Origin of the sequence: Mesobacillus sp. AQ2 (assembly GCF_030122805.1) — a bacterium.
Classification (GTDB): Bacteria; Bacillota; Bacilli; order Bacillales; family Cytobacillaceae; genus Mesobacillus; species Mesobacillus oceanisediminis_A.
The window spans coordinates 894294-912405 of record NZ_CP126080.1; the positions used below are offsets into that span (position 1 = coordinate 894294).

The 18112-nt window shown below is 38.5% G+C and carries 20 protein-coding genes; all 20 read left to right on the top strand.

What is annotated here, in order from left to right:
- Positions 1-146: 146 nt before the first annotated feature.
- The 20 genes from QNH36_RS04420 (at position 147) to QNH36_RS04515 (ending at position 18103) form a co-directional block, all read left to right on the top strand.
- Positions 147-857: a YveK family protein gene (locus QNH36_RS04420; protein ID WP_283904813.1), complete on the top strand. Its 711-nt coding sequence runs from the start codon at positions 147-149 to the stop codon at positions 855-857.
- On the top strand, positions 844-1500 hold the full coding sequence (locus tag QNH36_RS04425; RefSeq protein ID WP_283904814.1) for a CpsD/CapB family tyrosine-protein kinase: 657 nt from the start codon (positions 844-846) through the stop codon (positions 1498-1500). Before QNH36_RS04420 ends, QNH36_RS04425 begins: the two co-directional genes overlap by 14 nt.
- Positions 1501-1748: 248 nt before the next feature.
- Positions 1749-1889, top strand: a complete 141-nt coding sequence (locus tag QNH36_RS04430) for a hypothetical protein (protein WP_176167227.1) — start codon at positions 1749-1751, stop codon at positions 1887-1889.
- 20 nt (positions 1890-1909) lie between these two features.
- Positions 1910-3736, top strand: a complete 1827-nt coding sequence (locus QNH36_RS04435; RefSeq protein WP_283904815.1) for a polysaccharide biosynthesis protein — start codon at positions 1910-1912, stop codon at positions 3734-3736.
- A 12-nt stretch (positions 3737-3748) separates the two neighbouring features.
- Positions 3749-4633, top strand: a complete 885-nt coding sequence (galU, locus tag QNH36_RS04440) for a UTP--glucose-1-phosphate uridylyltransferase GalU (RefSeq protein WP_283904816.1) — start codon at positions 3749-3751, stop codon at positions 4631-4633.
- A gap of 4 nt (positions 4634-4637) precedes the next feature.
- Positions 4638-5798, top strand: a complete 1161-nt coding sequence (locus QNH36_RS04445) for a glycosyltransferase family 4 protein (protein ID WP_283904817.1) — start codon at positions 4638-4640, stop codon at positions 5796-5798.
- On the top strand, positions 5783-6940 hold the full coding sequence (locus QNH36_RS04450) for a glycosyltransferase family 1 protein (protein ID WP_283904818.1): 1158 nt from the start codon (positions 5783-5785) through the stop codon (positions 6938-6940). The genes QNH36_RS04445 and QNH36_RS04450 overlap by 16 nt, the downstream gene beginning before the upstream one ends.
- Entirely contained in the window at positions 6903-7787 is an 885-nt protein-coding gene (locus QNH36_RS04455) for a glycosyltransferase family 2 protein (protein ID WP_283904819.1), read from the top strand. The genes QNH36_RS04450 and QNH36_RS04455 overlap by 38 nt, the downstream gene beginning before the upstream one ends.
- An 18-nt stretch (positions 7788-7805) precedes the next feature.
- Positions 7806-8879 carry an EpsG family protein gene (locus QNH36_RS04460; RefSeq protein WP_283904820.1) on the top strand — a complete coding sequence of 358 codons (1074 nt, stop codon included), beginning with the start codon at positions 7806-7808 and terminating at the stop codon, positions 8877-8879.
- Positions 8880-8942: 63 nt separating this feature from the next.
- Complete coding sequence (locus QNH36_RS04465) at positions 8943-10031, top strand: glycosyltransferase family 1 protein (RefSeq protein ID WP_283905373.1); 1089 nt, start codon at positions 8943-8945, stop codon at positions 10029-10031.
- A gap of 27 nt (positions 10032-10058) precedes the next feature.
- Positions 10059-11258, top strand: a complete 1200-nt coding sequence (locus QNH36_RS04470) for a glycosyltransferase (protein WP_283904821.1) — start codon at positions 10059-10061, stop codon at positions 11256-11258.
- 14 nt (positions 11259-11272) lie between these two features.
- The gene (galE, locus tag QNH36_RS04475) at positions 11273-12334 is read left to right on the top strand and encodes a UDP-glucose 4-epimerase GalE (RefSeq protein WP_283904822.1); all 1062 of its coding nucleotides are present in this window, start codon (positions 11273-11275) and stop codon (positions 12332-12334) included.
- A 19-nt stretch (positions 12335-12353) separates the two neighbouring features.
- Complete coding sequence (locus QNH36_RS04480; RefSeq protein WP_283904823.1) at positions 12354-12503, top strand: YwzD family small protein; 150 nt, start codon at positions 12354-12356, stop codon at positions 12501-12503.
- 27 nt (positions 12504-12530) lie between these two features.
- Positions 12531-13145, top strand: coding sequence for a sugar transferase (locus QNH36_RS04485; RefSeq protein ID WP_283904824.1), 615 nt, complete (start codon positions 12531-12533; stop codon positions 13143-13145).
- Positions 13142-13786: an acetyltransferase gene (locus QNH36_RS04490; protein WP_283904825.1), complete on the top strand. Its 645-nt coding sequence runs from the start codon at positions 13142-13144 to the stop codon at positions 13784-13786. The genes QNH36_RS04485 and QNH36_RS04490 overlap by 4 nt, the downstream gene beginning before the upstream one ends.
- Positions 13787-14968 (top strand): DegT/DnrJ/EryC1/StrS family aminotransferase, encoded by a 1182-nt coding sequence (locus tag QNH36_RS04495; protein ID WP_283904826.1) that lies wholly within the window; start codon positions 13787-13789, stop codon positions 14966-14968.
- Between the two features lie 26 nt (positions 14969-14994).
- Positions 14995-15336 carry a helix-turn-helix domain-containing protein gene (locus tag QNH36_RS04500; RefSeq protein WP_283904827.1) on the top strand — a complete coding sequence of 114 codons (342 nt, stop codon included), beginning with the start codon at positions 14995-14997 and terminating at the stop codon, positions 15334-15336.
- A gap of 69 nt (positions 15337-15405) precedes the next feature.
- Positions 15406-16473 carry a glycosyltransferase family 2 protein gene (locus tag QNH36_RS04505; protein ID WP_283904828.1) on the top strand — a complete coding sequence of 356 codons (1068 nt, stop codon included), beginning with the start codon at positions 15406-15408 and terminating at the stop codon, positions 16471-16473.
- A gap of 36 nt (positions 16474-16509) precedes the next feature.
- Positions 16510-17685 (top strand): CDP-glycerol glycerophosphotransferase family protein, encoded by a 1176-nt coding sequence (locus QNH36_RS04510; RefSeq protein ID WP_283904829.1) that lies wholly within the window; start codon positions 16510-16512, stop codon positions 17683-17685.
- The gene (locus QNH36_RS04515; protein ID WP_283904830.1) at positions 17672-18103 is read left to right on the top strand and encodes an FAD synthase family protein; all 432 of its coding nucleotides are present in this window, start codon (positions 17672-17674) and stop codon (positions 18101-18103) included. Before QNH36_RS04510 ends, QNH36_RS04515 begins: the two co-directional genes overlap by 14 nt.
- The last annotated feature ends 9 nt before the right edge of the window (positions 18104-18112 follow it).

The window sequence follows — 18112 nt, forward strand, 5'->3', positions numbered from 1 at the left end:
GAATGAAAAGTAAAAAAATTCGTTGACTTGTTCTTTATACAGAACTAAAATAGGTATATATAATCGGTAATTAAGAACGAATATTTTTTTGGTCTTAATGTTCTTTATCTAGAACAAACTAAGTTATAAGGTGGGTTAAATGCGCAATGAGTAATACGAAAAAAGGGATAGCCAAAGAAATAAATCTTAAAGAAATTTTTTCTGTCATTAAAAAACGTCTTTGGATCATTGCTATCATAACTGCCTTTGCATCAATTGCCGGATATTTATATGGGGAAAAGGATATCACTCTTCTGTATCAATCTTCGGCACGGATCATTATAGGCAAGGAAGCGGATATGAATACTTTGCAGGTTATATTGAAAGATCCGGTTGTCTTAGAGAAGGTAGTTGAGAAGCTGGATTTGAATCGAAGTCCAGAGTCTCTAGCCAATCAGATTAATGTTGGTATTCTTGATGACTCTAAGGTCGTAAATATAAGCGTGATAGATACCGATCCTAATCGGGCAGCTGAAATCGCCAATACGACAGCGGAGGAGTTTAAGACTGAGATAACCAGACTGCTTGACTTTAGTGACATGGAGATATTTTCACCAGCAAAAATCAATTCCACCCCTATTAATGAGGAAAAAAGCAAATCGGGAATTATCGGACTGGTTTTTGGTCTATTTGCAGGTATAGGATTCGTTTTCTTTTTGGATTCACTAGATGATACTGTCAGATCCCAGAAGGATGTAGAGGATTATCTTGGTCTCCCTGTAGTAGGAAGGATTTCAAAAATGACTAAAAAGAATATTAAGAAGCAAAGTATTCATCCCATTGACTTCCCGCGAGGTGATTCCGGTGTTCCGAAGTAAACGAAGGTCAGCAAATGCAAATCAAAAAAGAAATTTGATTGTTTATTCCAATCCAGATTCCATCATAGCTGAACAATTTAGAACGCTGCGTACCAATATTCACTTCTTGACTGGCGGCAAAAAGAGTATCTTGCTCCTGACATCACCTGGCTCGAGTGAAGGAAAATCCACAGCTGCAGCGAACCTTGCTTTATCTATGGCGCAGCAAAAAGAAAAAGTGTTGCTAATTGATGCTAATCTAAGGGATCCAAATATACACTATATATTTAAAATTTCTAACGGTAAGGGATTAGCGGATGTATTATCTGGTCAAGAAGAATTAAGGGATGCTGTATATAAAACTGAAATAGGGAACTTGGCCATATTAACAAGCGGCCAGCTTGATTCTAATCCGGCTGAATTACTTGGTTCAGAATCCATGCAGAAATTATTCCAAAAGGCATTAGAAGAATACGATTATATCTTTATCGATTCCCCACCTGTATTGGATGTGACAGACACAAAATTACTAGCGAATAAAAGTGATGGTGTAATCCTGGTTATAGGTGAAGGAAGAACAGCCATTGAAAAAGCGTCGGAAGCTAAAAAGGCATTAGAGTTCGCTAAAGCTAAAATTTATGGCGTCATATTGAATGAGACATAGAAATAGTTATTTTTTTTACCGCCTTGTTCGTTATTGAGAAATATTTGTTCGTTTTGTGGTGATGTCTCCTGGCCATTATCAAAGGAGGCACTCGGTCATGCTGTGGGTTGAATAGACCTTAGACGCTCTGGTCGTCGAGAGTGTGATGTGAGGGGGGGTTGAATGCCCCATTTTATTATAAAGTACTTACTTATTTGTTTTCTGAAAAGAACAAATAGGTAAGTACTTTATTTCTAAGGAGGAAGTATATGAAGGAAATTGATAAGTTCCCAAAATCGGTAAAAAAAGCAGTGCGGTACATAAAGCAGGACGCCAGTAAAGAGCAGTTGGAGGAAATCAGGAAGTTGATCGACTATGCAATCAAGCTGCGGAGTGTGAGATTGGATTAAAATAAGGAAGGAGAAAAAGCATGACCTATAAGCAGAGGCTTTCATTATTTATCATTATTGATTCTGCAATTGTCCTGGCAGCGATTTTCTTTAGTCATTTACTTGTACGCGGGACAATCGATACGTCGCCATTCTTTTATTTAGTAAGTGCAACAGCCATTTTATTAAGTCATCATTTATTTTCTTTTAAATTCAAACTCTATAAAAAAGCCTGGGAATATGCCAGTATTGGAGAGTTAATCCTCATCTTTAAAATAGCATCTGCTTCGATTCTGACCGCAGCTATTTTCCACGGAGTTCTACTTAATGAAGTTTTTATAAGAAGGTTATCCGTAACATGGCTACTGTTGGTTTTGTTCATCGGGGGATCTCGGTTTTGTTGGAGGATTTACAGAGATTTATATTTAAGTCGGTTATCATATAGCGACAGGACACTAATTATTGGTGCAGGTTCCGCCGGGACAATGGTTGCAAGGCAGCTGCTGAAAAGCAATGAATCTGACCTTCAGCCTGTTGGTTTTATCGATGATGATGTCAAAAAGCATCACTTGGACATAATGGGCATACCAGTCTTTGGAGGAGTCGGAGAAATCGAGGAGATTGTTAAGCAATTAAAAGTTACTAATATTGTCATTGCGATTCCATCGTTAAGCAGGAAGGAACTTAATGTCATTTTTCAAGAATGTATAAAAACGGATGCAAAAACGCAAATCCTGCCAATGCTGGAGGATCTTATGACCGGCAAGCTATCTGTAAACCAATTTCGCGATGTTCAGGTGGAAGATTTACTGGGAAGAGAACCTGTCGTGTTAAATGACGACAAAATTTCTGAGGATATCACAAACAAAGTAGTGCTAGTTACTGGTGCCGGAGGTTCAATCGGGTCTGAAATTTGCAGGCAGATTGCTCAATTTAATCCTGAAAAATTAGTTCTTTTAGGACACGGTGAGAACAGTATCTATTCAATTGAAATGGAACTTAAAGAAAGTTTTAGAGGTTCAAAGATTGAATTCATTTCCGTAATTGCTGAAATCCAGGATGCCAAAAAAATGATGTCCGTGATGGAGACATTCCAGCCGGATGTTGTCTATCATGCTGCTGCCCATAAACATGTGCCGTTAATGGAGCGCAATCCTGAAGAAGCAGTAAAAAATAATATGATTGGTACTTTGAATGTAGCAAATGCTGCCAGCTGGCATGGAGTGAAAACATTCGTGATGATTTCATCCGATAAAGCGGTTAACCCAACAAGCGTGATGGGCGCCACAAAGAGGCTAGCGGAGATGATTGTTCACCATATGGATGAGAGCAGTAACACAAAATTTGTCGCAGTCAGGTTTGGAAATGTTCTTGGCAGCCGAGGAAGTGTGATACCACTTTTCAAAAAACAAATTGAAAAAGGCGGGCCGGTGACAGTAACGCATCCAGATATGGTGCGTTACTTCATGACGATTCCTGAGGCATCAAGGCTGGTGATTCAAGCCGGAGCTCTGGCGCACGGAGGAGAAATCTTCGTGCTGGATATGGGTGAACCTGTAAAAATAGTAGACCTGGCCAAAAACTTGATAAAGCTGTCAGGTTATTCTGTTGAAGAAATCGGAATAGAATATACAGGAACACGGCCTGGTGAAAAGCTATATGAAGAGCTTTTGAAGGATGATGAAGTGGGCGAACATCAAGTGCATCCAAAAATCTATGTAGGAAAAACATCAGAATTATATATATCCGAGATAGAAGAGATTATCGGCACCTTCTTAAGTATGGAAAAAGAAGAATTGAGAGATCGTTTGATAGCATTAGCTAATAATAAGTTTGCGAATTCTCAGGTTATGTCAATTTCAGTTTAGGGGTGGAAACAGATGAAAGTAAAAAAAGCGATTATCCCGGCTGCGGGCCTGGGAACGAGATTCTTGCCGGCAACAAAAGCGATGCCGAAAGAAATGCTGCCGATTGTAGATAAACCAACTATTCAATATATCGTCGAAGAAGCGATAGAGTCAGGAATTGAAGATATTATCATTGTTACTGGGAAAGGAAAAAGATCGATTGAAGACCATTTTGATCACTCCTTTGAATTGGAACAAAACTTGTTAGAAAAAGGGAAATTCGAGTTACTAACTGAGGTACAAAAGTCATCAAAACTCGTAGATATCCATTATATTCGCCAAAAAGAACCAAAAGGGCTTGGCCATGCGATCTGGTGTGCCCGAAAGTTTATCGGGAATGAACCTTTTGCAGTTCTCTTAGGTGATGATATTGTCCAGGCGGAAAAACCTTGCCTCCAACAAATGATGGAGCAGTATGAAAGATATAATGCTTCGATTCTTGGAGTGCAAAAAGTGAATCCAACTGAAGTATCAAGATATGGGATTGTAGATGGAAACTGTATTGGCGAACGATTTTACAGTGTCAGCAGTTTAGTAGAAAAACCAGCGATTGAAGAGGCTCCATCAAACCTGGCAATCATGGGCCGATATATTCTGAATTCGAGAGTATTTGATATTCTTGACCAGCAAGAACCTGGAGCTGGCGGCGAAGTCCAGTTAACGGATGCCATCGCTGGCTTGAACGAATATGAAGCTGTTTATGCATACGATTTTGAAGGCACCAGATATGATGTTGGTGAAAAAATGGGCTTTATTAAAACAACGATTGATTTCGCTTTGCAACGGGATGATTTGCGCTCTGATCTGCTAGATTACTTTTCTTCGATTTTAAATCTTGAAAAAGCTAGGCAGAGTTAAGATTATGGCTTTGAAAAAGAGAATTTTATTATGTGCTACGGTTGATTATCATTTTAATGCATTTCATTTACCTTACATGAAATGGTTCAAAGAGCAAGGTTGGGAGGTCCATGTTGCTGCTAACGGTGATATGGACCTCCCTTTTGTTGATAAAAAATATGATTTGCCAATACAAAGGTCACCATTCAGTCTGCAAAACGTGAAGGCCTATCAGCAATTGAAATTAATCATCGACCAAAATGACTATCAAATCATTCATAGCCATACACCAGTTGGGGGAGTGTTGGCCAGACTTGCATCTAGGGCAGCGCGAGAAAAAGGAACAAAAGTTTTGTACACAGCTCATGGTTTTCACTTCTGCAAAGGTTCACCGGCAGTAAACTGGCTAGTCTATTATCCTATTGAAAAATGGCTGGCAAGATATACCGATTGCCTGATTACAATTAATGAAGAGGATTTCAATAGAGCCAACCAGCATCAATTCAAGGCGGACCGTATTGAACATGTCCATGGAGTGGGAGTGAATACAGATAAATTCAAGCCAGCTGAAACAGAATACAAAAAGGAATTAAGAATCGCCTACGGCTACAACGTTGGCGATTTTTTAATGTTTTACGCGGCTGAATTCAATAAAAACAAGAACCAGCAACTGTTAATTCGAGTCCTTGCACAAATAATGGAGGAAGTTCCAAAAGCAAAGCTTCTCTTAGCTGGAGAAGGATCTTCATTGCAGGATTGTCGCAAATTGGCTAAAAAGCTAGGTGTGGAAGATCAGGTTCATTTTCTAGGATTCAGAAAAGACATTGAACAGTTACTGCAAATATCTGATGTAGCGGTTGGATCCAGCTTTAGGGAAGGTCTCCCTGTAAATATTATGGAAGCCATGTCATGCGGCTTGCCAGTTATCGCCACAGAAAACAGAGGCCACCGAGAACTAATTACAAATCAGCAAGAAGGCTGGTTAATTCAGGGGTCTGACCCACATATGTTTGCGAAAAAGATGAAGCTACTGGCAAAGGATCCAGCGCAAAGAGCAGTAATGGGATCCCATGGCCGCAGGCTGATTATAAACAAATTCAGCACAAATAAAATACTCCAAGAAAAGAGTGCAATCTACAAACCATATATGGCAGAAACGGAGGAGTCGCAGTGGGCAGTCCTTTAAGAGTGTTACACGTAGTCGTCAACATGAACCGTGGCGGGGCTGAAACACTGCTGATGAACCTATATCGAAACATTGATAGATCAAAAATCCAGTTTGATTTTTTGACTTGTAAAGAAGGGGTTTTTGACGAAGAGATTTTAAAACTGGGTGGGAAAGTGTATAGAATTCCATATATTACAGAGGTAGGACATTCAAAATATCTTAAGGCATTAACCGAATTTTTCATTGAGTATCCACAATACCAGATCGTTCATTCACATATGGATAAAATGAGTGGATTTGTATTGCGTGCCGCTAAAAAAGCAGGAGTTTCTGTAAGAATTGCTCACAGCCATAGTACAAGGAGTGAAGGTGGGGCAGCGGCGAGAATATACAAATGGTATGCCGGAACAATGATTCCAAAGTATGCTACTGATTTTGTTTCATGTTCAAAAGAAGCTGCTGAATGGCTATTTGGGAAAAAAGCCAATGGAACGATATTTTTAAAAAATGGAATTGATTTAGACAAATTTAAATTTTCTCCAAAAGTAAGGGAATTGATCAGGTCAGAATTAAAAATGGAGAAAGATCAGTTTTTAGTCGGCCATGTAGGTAGATTTTCTATGCCAAAGAATCATTCCTATTTATTAGAGCTGTTTAAAGAATTCCTGTCTTATAGGAGAGAGGCCATTCTTTTGTTGGTTGGAGATGGCCCGCTGCTTCCTGAGATTAAGAGGAAAGCAGAAGAGATGGAATTATCTAAGAATATTAAGTTTCTTGGAAGCAGATCGGATGTAGAACAACTTCTGCAGGCATTTGATGTTTTTCTGTTTCCCTCTATATTTGAAGGGGTTCCAGTCTCATTAATTGAGGCTCAGGCTTCAGGGCTTCCTTGTCTTATCTCTGATTCTATAACCAAAGAGATAGACATGGGACTTGGTTTAGTTCATTCTATATCTCTCACCAATAAAAAATTATGGATTGAGAGGATGCAGGATGTAATAAATCAACACTCTACCCGGAATAGCAATGTAAACTCATTGATTTCAGATAATGGCTACGATATAAAGAATGCTTCCGGCTATCTTCAAAAATTTTATTCTACTGTCACGGGGGATGTGATGAATGAAGAAGTTAACGGTGTTTACGCCAACATTCAATAGGGCATATTGTTTGGGTAATTGTTATGAATCGTTAAAAAGGCAAACCAATAAAGACTTCATTTGGTTGATCATTGATGATGGTTCTACTGATAATACGAAGGATTTAGTAAGTAATTGGCAGACTGAGAACTTAATGGATATTCAATATATTTGGCAAGAAAACCAGGGTATGCATGGAGCGCATAATACGGCATATGAACTAATCAAAACTGAATTGAATGTTTGTATTGATTCTGACGATTATCTCCCAAATGAGGCAGTAGAAAAGATTTTGGGAATGTGGGAGAGAGAAGGAAGCGAAAATGTGAGTGGTCTGATAGGACTGGACTCTTTTTCTGACGGGACAGTTATAGGGTCAAAACTGCCTGATAAACTGAAAACTTCAACACTATTCGATCTTTACTATAAATATGGAGTGACTGGAGATAAGAAGTTAGTTTATCGGACGGAATTAACGAAAAAATTCCCATATCCAGTATTCGAAAATGAAAAATATGTGGGGCTGGCCTATAAGTATTATAAACTTGATCAAGAATATGAAATGCTCCTAATGAATGATGTTTTATGCCATGTAGAATATTTACCCGATGGTTCCTCACTTAATATGATAAAGCAATTTCGGAAGAATCCAAAAGGGTTCGCGTTTTATCGTAAAGAATTAATGAAATTGCCTTTTGCCAATTGGAGATTTAAATTTAAGCAAGCAATTCATTATGTTTCGAGTACTCTGTTAAGTAAGGAGTTTAACGTATTAAAGGAGACACCCAACAAAACATTGACGGCACTTGCATTCCCTTTTGGTGTGCTATTATCAATATTTATCTCATTTAAAACCCGTACTATATAAAAGTGGAAGGAATAAAATATGACCATTTTATGGTGGAACCTTGCAGTTGTCTTTGTCTTTTCTTTCTTAAGCAGATATTTTGCCAAACCTGCATTTTCCTCGGTATCCATCACGTCTATTTCTTATAATAAAATATTCGCGCTTGGAGCTCTTTTGTCATTGGCGTTAGTTGGTGGACTAAGATCCAATATAGGGGATACTTACTTTTATAAGTATGCCTACGAATTAAATGACTTTACTTGGGGCCAGATAAAAGAGAAAGAAAACATAGGTTTTTGGATCCTGCAAATGTTCTTAAAAAGAATATCAGACGATCCACAAATATTGATATTTACAGCTGCAGTAATTTCCAATGTTCTAATTGTACTCATATTTCTTAAGTACTCTAGACAATTCGAGCTCAGTGCATATGTTTATATTACAGGTGGATTATTTCTCGTCTCCATGAACGGTCTAAGGCAGGTTCTTACAGCGGCGATCGCTTTTACTGCCACCAGGTTTATTATCAGTGGGAACTTTTTTGCATATGCACTAATCGTTTTATTTGCTTCTACATTCCATGAAAGTGCTTTAATTTTGCTGCCAATATATTTTTTAGTTCGTTATAAAGCGTGGTCAAGAGCAACTATAATGTTACTGGTCATCGCTGTGGTTATTGTGGCAGGCTTTGATAAATTCTCAGCAATCTTGTTTTCCAGCATAGAGAATACACAATATGGTCATTACAAAGATTTTCAAGAGGGTGGTGCCAATATAATTAGAGTGGCTGTTTTTGGAGCTCCGTTATTTATTGCATTCCTGGGCAGGGATAGATTAAGGGAAATATTTCCTGAAAGCGATTATATAGTGAATATGTCTCTAATCGGTTTGGTATTTATGATTATATCGACACAGAATTGGATCTTTGCCCGGTTTTCGATTTATTTTACTTTATACCAATTGATTTTAATTGCCTGGATCGTTAAATTATTTAATCCTAAAGAACAGCGTTTCGTGTACCTAGGTATCATAGTGTTTTATTTTCTTTTTTATTATTACGAGAGCGTAATCAGCTTGAATATTAACTATAAAAGCGACTATATCAGCTTTTAATGATAGGAGGGATAAAATGTGGAAAAGAATCATATCGATAGGGTCTTGCATATCGTAAGTACGATGGATCGAGGCGGGGCGGAAACATTACTTATGAATGTTTATCGAAATCTGGATAGATGCAAGCTTCAATTTGATTTTATTGTCCATCGCGATGACCAAGGAGATTACGATAATGAAATTCAAAAATTAGGCGGAAAGATTTATCGCGTTCCCAGCCTAGGAAATGCGGGGCCAATATCTTACGTTAAAAAACTCGCAGAAATCATGTCGTCAAATCTCTATATTGCCGTTCATTCACATACCGATTACCAGAGTGGATTTCCTGCCCTTGCAGCAAAGATTGCAGGAATTCCACATCGTATTTGTCACTCTCACAGCAACAACTGGCCAATGATTAACAGCTTTAAACAAAAGCTTGTACTAAAGGGTTTGCAGTCAATCATTAAAATCTCTGCGACACAATATTGCAGCTGCAGCCAAGAGGCTGGAGCTTTTTTATTTGGTCAAAAGGCAGTTGATGAAAATCAAGTAACAATACTGAAGAATGGTATTGATTTAGGACAGTATCTTGATGAAACAATCACTAAAACGAGTGTAATCAGGGAACTTGGGCTCGAGCAAGATGCCAAGATCATCGGTCATGTTGGAAAGTTTTCAAGGTCTAAAAACCAGGCTTTTATTCTGCAAGTTCTAAAACAACTGGTGAAAAAAGATAAAAAGTATGTGGCGCTGCTGGTTGGAGATGGTCCTTTAAAAGAAAATATTGAACAAGAAGCAGAGAATATGGGCCTTTCCAAGCATGTTCGTTTTTTAGGAGTACGCTCTGATATTCCGAGACTGATGAAGGCTTTCGATGTTTTTCTTTTCCCTTCCATATTTGAGGGCTTCGGGATAGTGACAGTTGAGGCCCAGATAAGCGGAACTCCTTGTATCTTGTCGAATTCGGTTCCCATTAGTACAGATATGGGGCTCGGCTTAGTAAGGTATTTAAGTCTCGGTGAGCGTCCAGATAAATGGGGAGAAGAAGTAGAAAAAGCAATCCATATAAAAAAGCCAGAAAGAGACACTTTAGTTAAAGCGTTATCTGAAAAAGGCTTTAGTATTCAACAAAATATTGAGGAGTGGATGAAGCTTTACAGAGTTGGTTAGCAATTTACTATTGGGGCGGAGTGCTAAATGAAGAAAAAGGTATTGATTGCTTCATTTGATTTAGCCATAGGCGGGGTTGAACGAAGTTTGATTGGGTTGCTCAATAGCATTGACTATCAAAAATATGATGTCGATTTAATGCTCTTTAAGCATGAAGGAGAGTTCTTTTCGTTATTGCCTGAAGGACCGAAATTGCTCCCAGAGAATCCAGCTTATAGTACATTCAGAAAATCGATTTTACAGATTATACGAGATGGCCGATACCCTATTGCGGTCTCTAGGTTATTAGCGAAGTATAAAGGCAGCATCAAGGGGAAAATGATGAAGGTTGAGGAACCGGGATATTTAACGATCCAATATGGCTGGGAGCTTACACGCCCATTTTTGCCTGAATTATCAAAGGAGTATGATCTTGCAATTGGATTCTTATGGCCGCATCATTTCATCGGGGAAAAAGTAAAGGCGAAAAGGAAGGTCGGCTGGGTCCATACGGATTATTCCAATATTTTTATTGATAAAAAGTCGGAAATGAAAATGTGGAAAAATCTAGACCAAATAGTCGCAGTTTCAGAGGAATGCTCGAACACCTTTTTAAACCAATTTCCACATTTAAAAGAAAAGACAATGGTCATAGAAAATATCCTTTCTCAGGATTTTGTAAGACAGCAATCTGAAATTCAGAGTGGGCATGAGATCAAAAAAGAACCAGGCAAAACCATTCTAGTGTCCGTTGGACGGCTTTCTCATGCGAAGGGGTTTGACAATGCAATCAGGGCATGCAGGCAATTAATCAATAAAGGATATGATGTTGCTTGGTATGTTGTAGGATATGGTTCACAGGAAAATGAGCTGCGTAAGCTTATAACTGAGTTAGGGCTAGAAAATCATTTTTTCCTTCTCGGTAAAAAAATGAATCCGTATCCATACATAAAAGCATGCGATATTTATGTCCAGCCCTCCAGATATGAGGGGAAAGCAGTAACCATTCGTGAAGCGCAGATACTTGGTAAGCCAGTTGTCATAACCAACTTTCCAACGGCGAAAAGCCAGGTGAATGATCGGGTAGATGGATTTATAACCTCAATGGGAGCAGATGGGATTGTTGAGGGGCTGCAAGAGTTACTTGATAATCCGATTTTAAGAGATGAGCTAATCAAATATACAAAGTCAATGGATTATGGAAATGAAAATGAAGTCCAGAAGATTTACGGCTTAATAAATGCATAAACGGAGGTGGATCTATGTCAATTCTTGTAACAGGCTGTGCAGGCTATATAGGCAGTCATACATGTGTGGAATTGCTAAATGCAGGAAATGAGATTATTGTTGTTGATAATCTGATGAACAGCAAGAAAGAAGCATTAAACAGAATAAGCGAAATCACCGGGAAGAGCTTTCCGTTCTATCAGGTTGATTTATTGAATGAGCAAGAGCTTGAAAAGGTCTTTATTGAAAATGAGATTGATGCTGTCATTCACTTCGCCGGTCTTAAAGCTGTTGGAGAGTCTGTTCGATTGCCGCTTAGGTATTACCATAATAATATCACCGGTACAATCAATCTATTAAACACCATGAAGAAATACAATGTTAACAGAATTGTCTTCAGTTCCTCAGCGACAGTATATGGCATGCCGCAGAAAGTTCCAATTTCAGAACACTTCCCTTTAAAAGCACTGAACCCTTATGGGCGGACGAAGTTAATGATAGAGGAAATATTAAGGGATCTTTATCAATCTGATCAAAACTGGAGCATCACCTTGTTGCGGTATTTCAATCCAATCGGAGCCCATGAATCCCGAATGATTGGTGAAGATCCAAATGGAATTCCAAATAACTTAATGCCCTTTATCACTCAAGTTGCTGTCGGTAAACTGCCAGAGCTCAGTGTTTTTGGCAATCATTATCCAACAGCTGATGGAACTGGGGTGAGGGATTACATTCATGTAGTTGATCTTGCCAAGGGTCATTTAAAGGCGCTTGAAAAAATAGATACAAGTAATGGAGTCGAGTCTTTTAATCTTGGTACCGGAAAGGGGTACAGTGTACTTGAAATGATAGAAGCTTTTGAGAAAGCCGCTGGCATTCCTATTCCCTATAGAATTGCTGAATCAAGAGCAGGAGATGCTGCTATCTGTTTTGCTGATCCAATGAAAGCGAAGCAGGAGTTGGGATGGGCAGCAGAAAAGGATCTTCATCAAATGTGTGAAGATTCATGGAGATGGCAATCGAAGAATCCGAACGGATATGAAGAAAGCAATCCGCACTTATCAAAAAGTGGGGATTTTTTTTATGCGAAAAAATGAATGAGAAGAGGATTTTGCAATGAGTGTACAGGAAACGCCACAACAACGCTTCAAGGAATTGTTGCAGGAAGTTTATATTAGGGGGCAATTAATTGAGGACATCAAAACCGAAGAATTAATTTTAGAAATCCAAGAGAAGCTCACATTAGTTTTAGAAAATAAACATTAATCATAACCGTTGCTAGGGGTTGCAAAAATGAAAAGGCTCTTAGATTTAAGTAGTTCAATTTTACTCCTTGTTGTATTATCACCAATCATCTTGTCTACTGCTGTATTTGTAAAAGTGAAACTGGGGAAACCAGTCATTTTTAAACAGAAGAGGCCAGGATTAAATGAAAAGCCGTTTTATCTTTATAAGTTTAGGACGATGACAGATGAGCGGGACCGAAATGGAAAGCTGCTTTCAGATAAAATTCGTTTGAGTCCAGCGGGCCAATTTTTAAGGAAATACAGTCTGGACGAATTGCCGCAGCTGATCAATGTGTTAAAAGGAGATCTTAGTCTGGTGGGGCCAAGGCCGTTATTGATGGAATACCTTCCGCTATACACTAAAGATCAGGCGAAACGCCATCTTGTTAAACCCGGAATCACCGGATTAGCTCAAATCAGCGGCCGAAACACATTATCCTGGGAAGAAAAGTTCAAATTAGACGTTTGGTACGTTCAAAATCATTCTTTCCTTCTGGATCTGAAAATCTTATGGAGGACACTTTACAAAGTAGTCCAATCCGAAGGCGTCACACAGCCGGGCAATGTGACGATGGAACCGTTTAGAGGTTCAAAATCTATCGTAAAAGAGGGTCACGGATGAAAATTGCCATTATAGGTCAGGGAGGACATAGTAAAGTCGTTAGAGATGTCATTAAAGCCATGGGAAATGCAGAAATAGTCGGCTGCCTCGATGATAAATTTAATGCTGAATTTTTTCATGAACAGATCTTGTATGGGCCTGTGGATGCTTCCCAGAGGATTGCTGAGGAATTCCCTGAGGTGAAGTTTTTTGTTGCTGTTGGAAATAACAAAGTAAGAATGCAAATTGTAAAGCGACTTGGGTTTCCCGAAGAGTTCTATACAACTTTGATCCACCCGACAGCTCAAGTGAGTGAATACTCCAAGATCGGACCCGGAAGCGTCGTAATGCCATGTGCAGTTGTCAATTCGGATTCCTTGTTGGGAACGCACGTGATCATAAATACATCTGCAGTTGTTGAGCATGATAGCAAAATTGAGGATTTCGTCCATATCTCCCCAACTGCCACTTTGACCGGGAATGTCACGGTCAGAGAAGGAGCTCACGTTGGGGCAAGTGCAACTGTCATCCCAGGTATGGAAATCGGGAAATGGGCAATGGTTGGAGCAGGTGCGACAGTGATTCATCATATTCCAGCAAACAGTACCGCAGTAGGTGTACCCGCGATTGTGAAAATGAAAGAAGTAACTGGGGGTGTATAAATGATTAATACCACGGTTCAAAAAAAAATCTACCTCTCCTCCCCGCATATGAGCGGAAATGAACAAAAATATATTAAAGAAGCTTTCGAGACAAATTGGATAGCTCCTCTTGGACCAAATGTAGACTCATTTGAAAAGGAAATAGCCGCATATACAGGAGTCAATGAAGCTGCTGCCGTCAGTTCTGGAACGGCTGCGATTCATTTGGCTCTTTCTTTATTGGGAGTGGAAAAAGGGGATACAGTATTTTGTTCCACATTAACTTTTATCGCAAGTGCTAATCCAATTTTGTACTTGGGTGCTGAGCCGGTGTTTATCGACTCTGAACTAGAGACATGGAATATGTCCCCGGAAGCGTTAGAAAAAGCATTTAGAGATGCTGCTTTAAGGGGGAGGCTTCCTAAAGCAGTGATTGTTGTTAATCTATATGGCCAAAGCGCAAAGATGGATGAGCTGAGTGCTTTGTGCGCTCAGTATGAAGTTCCAATGATTGAAGATGCAGCAGAATCCCTTGGATCATCCTATAAAGGAAAGCCCAGCGGCTCGTTCGGCCAATTCGGTGTTTTTTCTTTTAACGGGAATAAAATTATTACCACTTCTGGTGGCGGCATGCTTGTATCAAACGATACCGAAGCAATCCATAAAGCTCGCTTCTTGGCAACACAGGCAAGAGATCCAGCACCTCATTATCAGCATAGCAATATCGGTTATAACTATCGAATGAGCAATATTTTAGCTGGAATTGGCAGAGCGCAGCTAGAGGTCCTGGAAGAAAGAGTCGAAGCAAGAAGAGCAATTTTTGAAAGGTATTATCAAGAGTTATCTGCATTACCTGGAATTCAGTTTATGCCGGAGTTAAATGAAACCTATTCAAATCGATGGCTGACAGCAATGGCGATTGATGAAACAGAAGCAGGTGTTACAGTAAGTGAACTAATAGAGGGGTTAGCTGCAGAAAACATTGAAGCAAGACCTGTTTGGAAGCCGCTCCATATGCAGCCTTTGTTCAAAGGTGCCAAGTATTTTACACATGGTGAAAAGGAAAGTGTCTCAGATCAATTATTCTCCCACGGAATTTGCCTGCCTTCAGGCTCCAATATGGAGGAACTAGACCAATCACGAGTCATTAATTGCATTAAAAATCTTATTAACGTAAAAGAGGTTGAAAGAAAAATAGTTTAATATCCAAGGATAATGAGGTAACCCACATGATTGGAAAAAATTTATCTGAACTTAGAAGAAGAAAGGGGCTGAGCCTTTCTGAATTAGCTGATCGATCCGGGATTTCCAAGTCATATTTAAGCAATATAGAACGGGATGTACATAAAAATCCTTCCATACAAATTCTGGAGAAGATATCGGATGTTTTAGACGTAGACCTTAAAGCATTGTTGATAAACGGTCATAGTACAGAAAGAGTTCGCCACGATAAAGAACTTTATGAATTTGCAGAAGAACTGAAAAAAACAGGCATTAAAAAGGATAATATCCAAGAATATAAACAGCTTATAGAATTTATCAAGTGGCAGAATGAGAAAGTATCCAAATAAATAAGGAGTGGTCAATCAGCCGACTTTCGTCCAACTCCTGTAAAATATTCGAAGGTAGGCGGAAATAGAATGCCTGATAAAGTTAGTGTAGTCGTTCCTATTTATAGAGTAGAAAAATATCTGAATAGATGTATTGATAGTATATTGAATCAAACCTATAGAAATATTGAAATTATTTTAGTTAATGATGGTTCCCCAGACCGCTGCGGCAGTATTGCAGAAGAATATGCTGCTAATGACTCAAGGATAAAAGTGATCCATAAAGAAAATGGCGGTTTATCGGATGCAAGGAACGCAGGAATGGAGAAGGTTACAAGCAAATATATGATTTTTGTGGATAGTGATGATTGGTTAGCAGCTAATGCAATAGACATACTATTATCCACCAGTAAGAAGTATAAAGCAGATGTAGTTCAATCTGCTTTTTATTATGCCTATGAAGACCATTTACTCATTGACCGCAAGCATTACAATGCGAAAAGACCACCTGTAATACTAAATACGGAGTCATTAATGTATGAATTAGTGAAAAATGAAAGAGTTAAGAATTTTGCCTGGGGAAAGCTCTACAAAACCAGTATCCTTCAAGACATTCCTTTTAAAAAGGGTGTTCTGTTTGAAGATGTATTTTGGGCGCATCAAGTGATGGACCGTGTCCAAAAATTCATCCTTATAAATCAGCCATTGTATTTCTATATGCAAAGAAGCGACAGTATCGTTGCTTCTTATACACCGAGGAACCTGGATATCCTGGCAGGTTTAAAAGAAAGGCACAAATTTATAGAAGAAAACTATCAAGACTTGGTAGATGAATCATATAAGGGAATATTAAAAAACAGTTTAATTCACTATAACTTGTTGATACTGAATTGGAGAAAAAATAAAAGTGGTTTGTATCGGAAAGAAATAAGAGATTATATTAGAAAGAACTCAGCAGAACTGAAAAATGCAGTAGCTCAAGATAAAACTCTTAAAACGGAGTTAACAATGTTTTTGCTGCACCCAATACTAAATATTTTATTTACTGCTGTCAAGAAAGTCTTCAGGCAACTTGAGATCATTTCTGAGCCTTCAGGATTTCAGATGGTACCACTAAACAAAAAGAATACTCAACCTGAAAAACTTCTCAAAATTTGAAGAAGTTTTTTTTACTTTGTATAAAGAGGAGATTTTATGGGAGTCTTTAAAAAGTATGTCGCAATTGTAATAATCTTTCTTTTTAATTGTTTTCCTATTAAGAAGAACAAAATTTTTCTTTTCAGCTACTACGGAAGCCAATATGGCTGCAATCCGAAGTATATTACCGAGTATATTCTAAAAACTTATCCTAAAGATTGCTTTGACCTGGTATGGGCATTGAATAACCCAGATTCCAAGGTGGATATTGAAGGGATAAGAAAAGTGAAAACAATGTCTATTCGCTATTTTTATGAGCTTTGTACCTCCAAGGTGTTAATAACAAATTTCAGAACCACTGACTTGTTTGTAAAAAGAAAAGAGCAATATTACATACAGACCTGGCACAGTTCACTTCGTTTAAAGCAGATTGAAAAAGATGCTGAGGAACATCTTCCTTCCAATTATGTACAAATGGCAAAAAAGGATTCGGAAAAATGTGATCTATTACTATCTGGCTGTGACTACAGCACCGAAATCTTTAAGCGGGCCTTTTGGTATGATGGAGAGATTTTTAAATATGGTACCCCAAGAAACGATATCCTTGCCAATTCAAATAACGACCTGAGATTATCCACACTTTCAAAACTTAATATTCGAGAAACCTGCAAAATTGCTCTCTATGCACCAACGTTCAGAAAAGAGAAAAACCTTGATGTATATAACATCGATTTTGCAAAAGTAAAGGAAGCACTAGCGAAAAAGTTTGGTGGAGAGTGGATATTCTTAGTGAAGCTGCACCCTCACCTTATATCAATGTCAAATCAAATAAAAGCAAATGGTCAAGTCATAGACGTCACCCAATATGATGACATCCAGGAGCTATTATGTATCGCGGATTTCCTGATTTCGGATTATTCCTCTTTGGTATTCGACTACTCAGTCACTAAAAAACCTTGTTTTTTATACATCCCTGACTTGGAAGATTACATTCAAAATGAACGAGGCTTATATTTTGATTTGAAGGATATGCCGTTTACTAGAGCTTTAAGCAACGAAGAGCTTTTGCTGAAAATTGAAAGCTATGACGAGACAGTATATAGAAAAGTGCTTGAAAGCTTTTTATCAAAAATAGGATCTTATGAAGATGGAAATGCAGCAAAGAACCTGGCTTCCCGCCTGGAAGAAATCTGTTTTGGCAAAGAAAGGAGAGTAATGAATGAAGCAGCATAAAATCGGTTATACAACAGGTGTTTTTGACCTGTTTCATGTGGGTCATTTAAATATTTTAAGGCGAGCGAAAGAGCAATGTGAGTTCTTGATAGTTGGTGTCAGTACAGATGAGCTGGTAGTGGAATACAAGAATAAGAAACCGGTAATTCCATATGCAGATCGAGCAGAAATTATTGAAGGAATTAAATATGTAGACATGGTCGTTCCCCAAGTAAATCGCGATAAATTTTCGGCGTGGGAAAACTTAAAGTTTGATGTCATGTTCGTGGGTGATGACTGGAAAGGAAGCCCTTTGTTCAGTGAGGTGGATAAGATGTTTAATAAAGTAGGGGTGGAAATTGTTTATTTTCCTTATACAAAAGGGGTTTCAACAACTGAACTAAAACATAAAATTCAGGTGAAAGAAAGAGTAATCTAAAACCTAAAT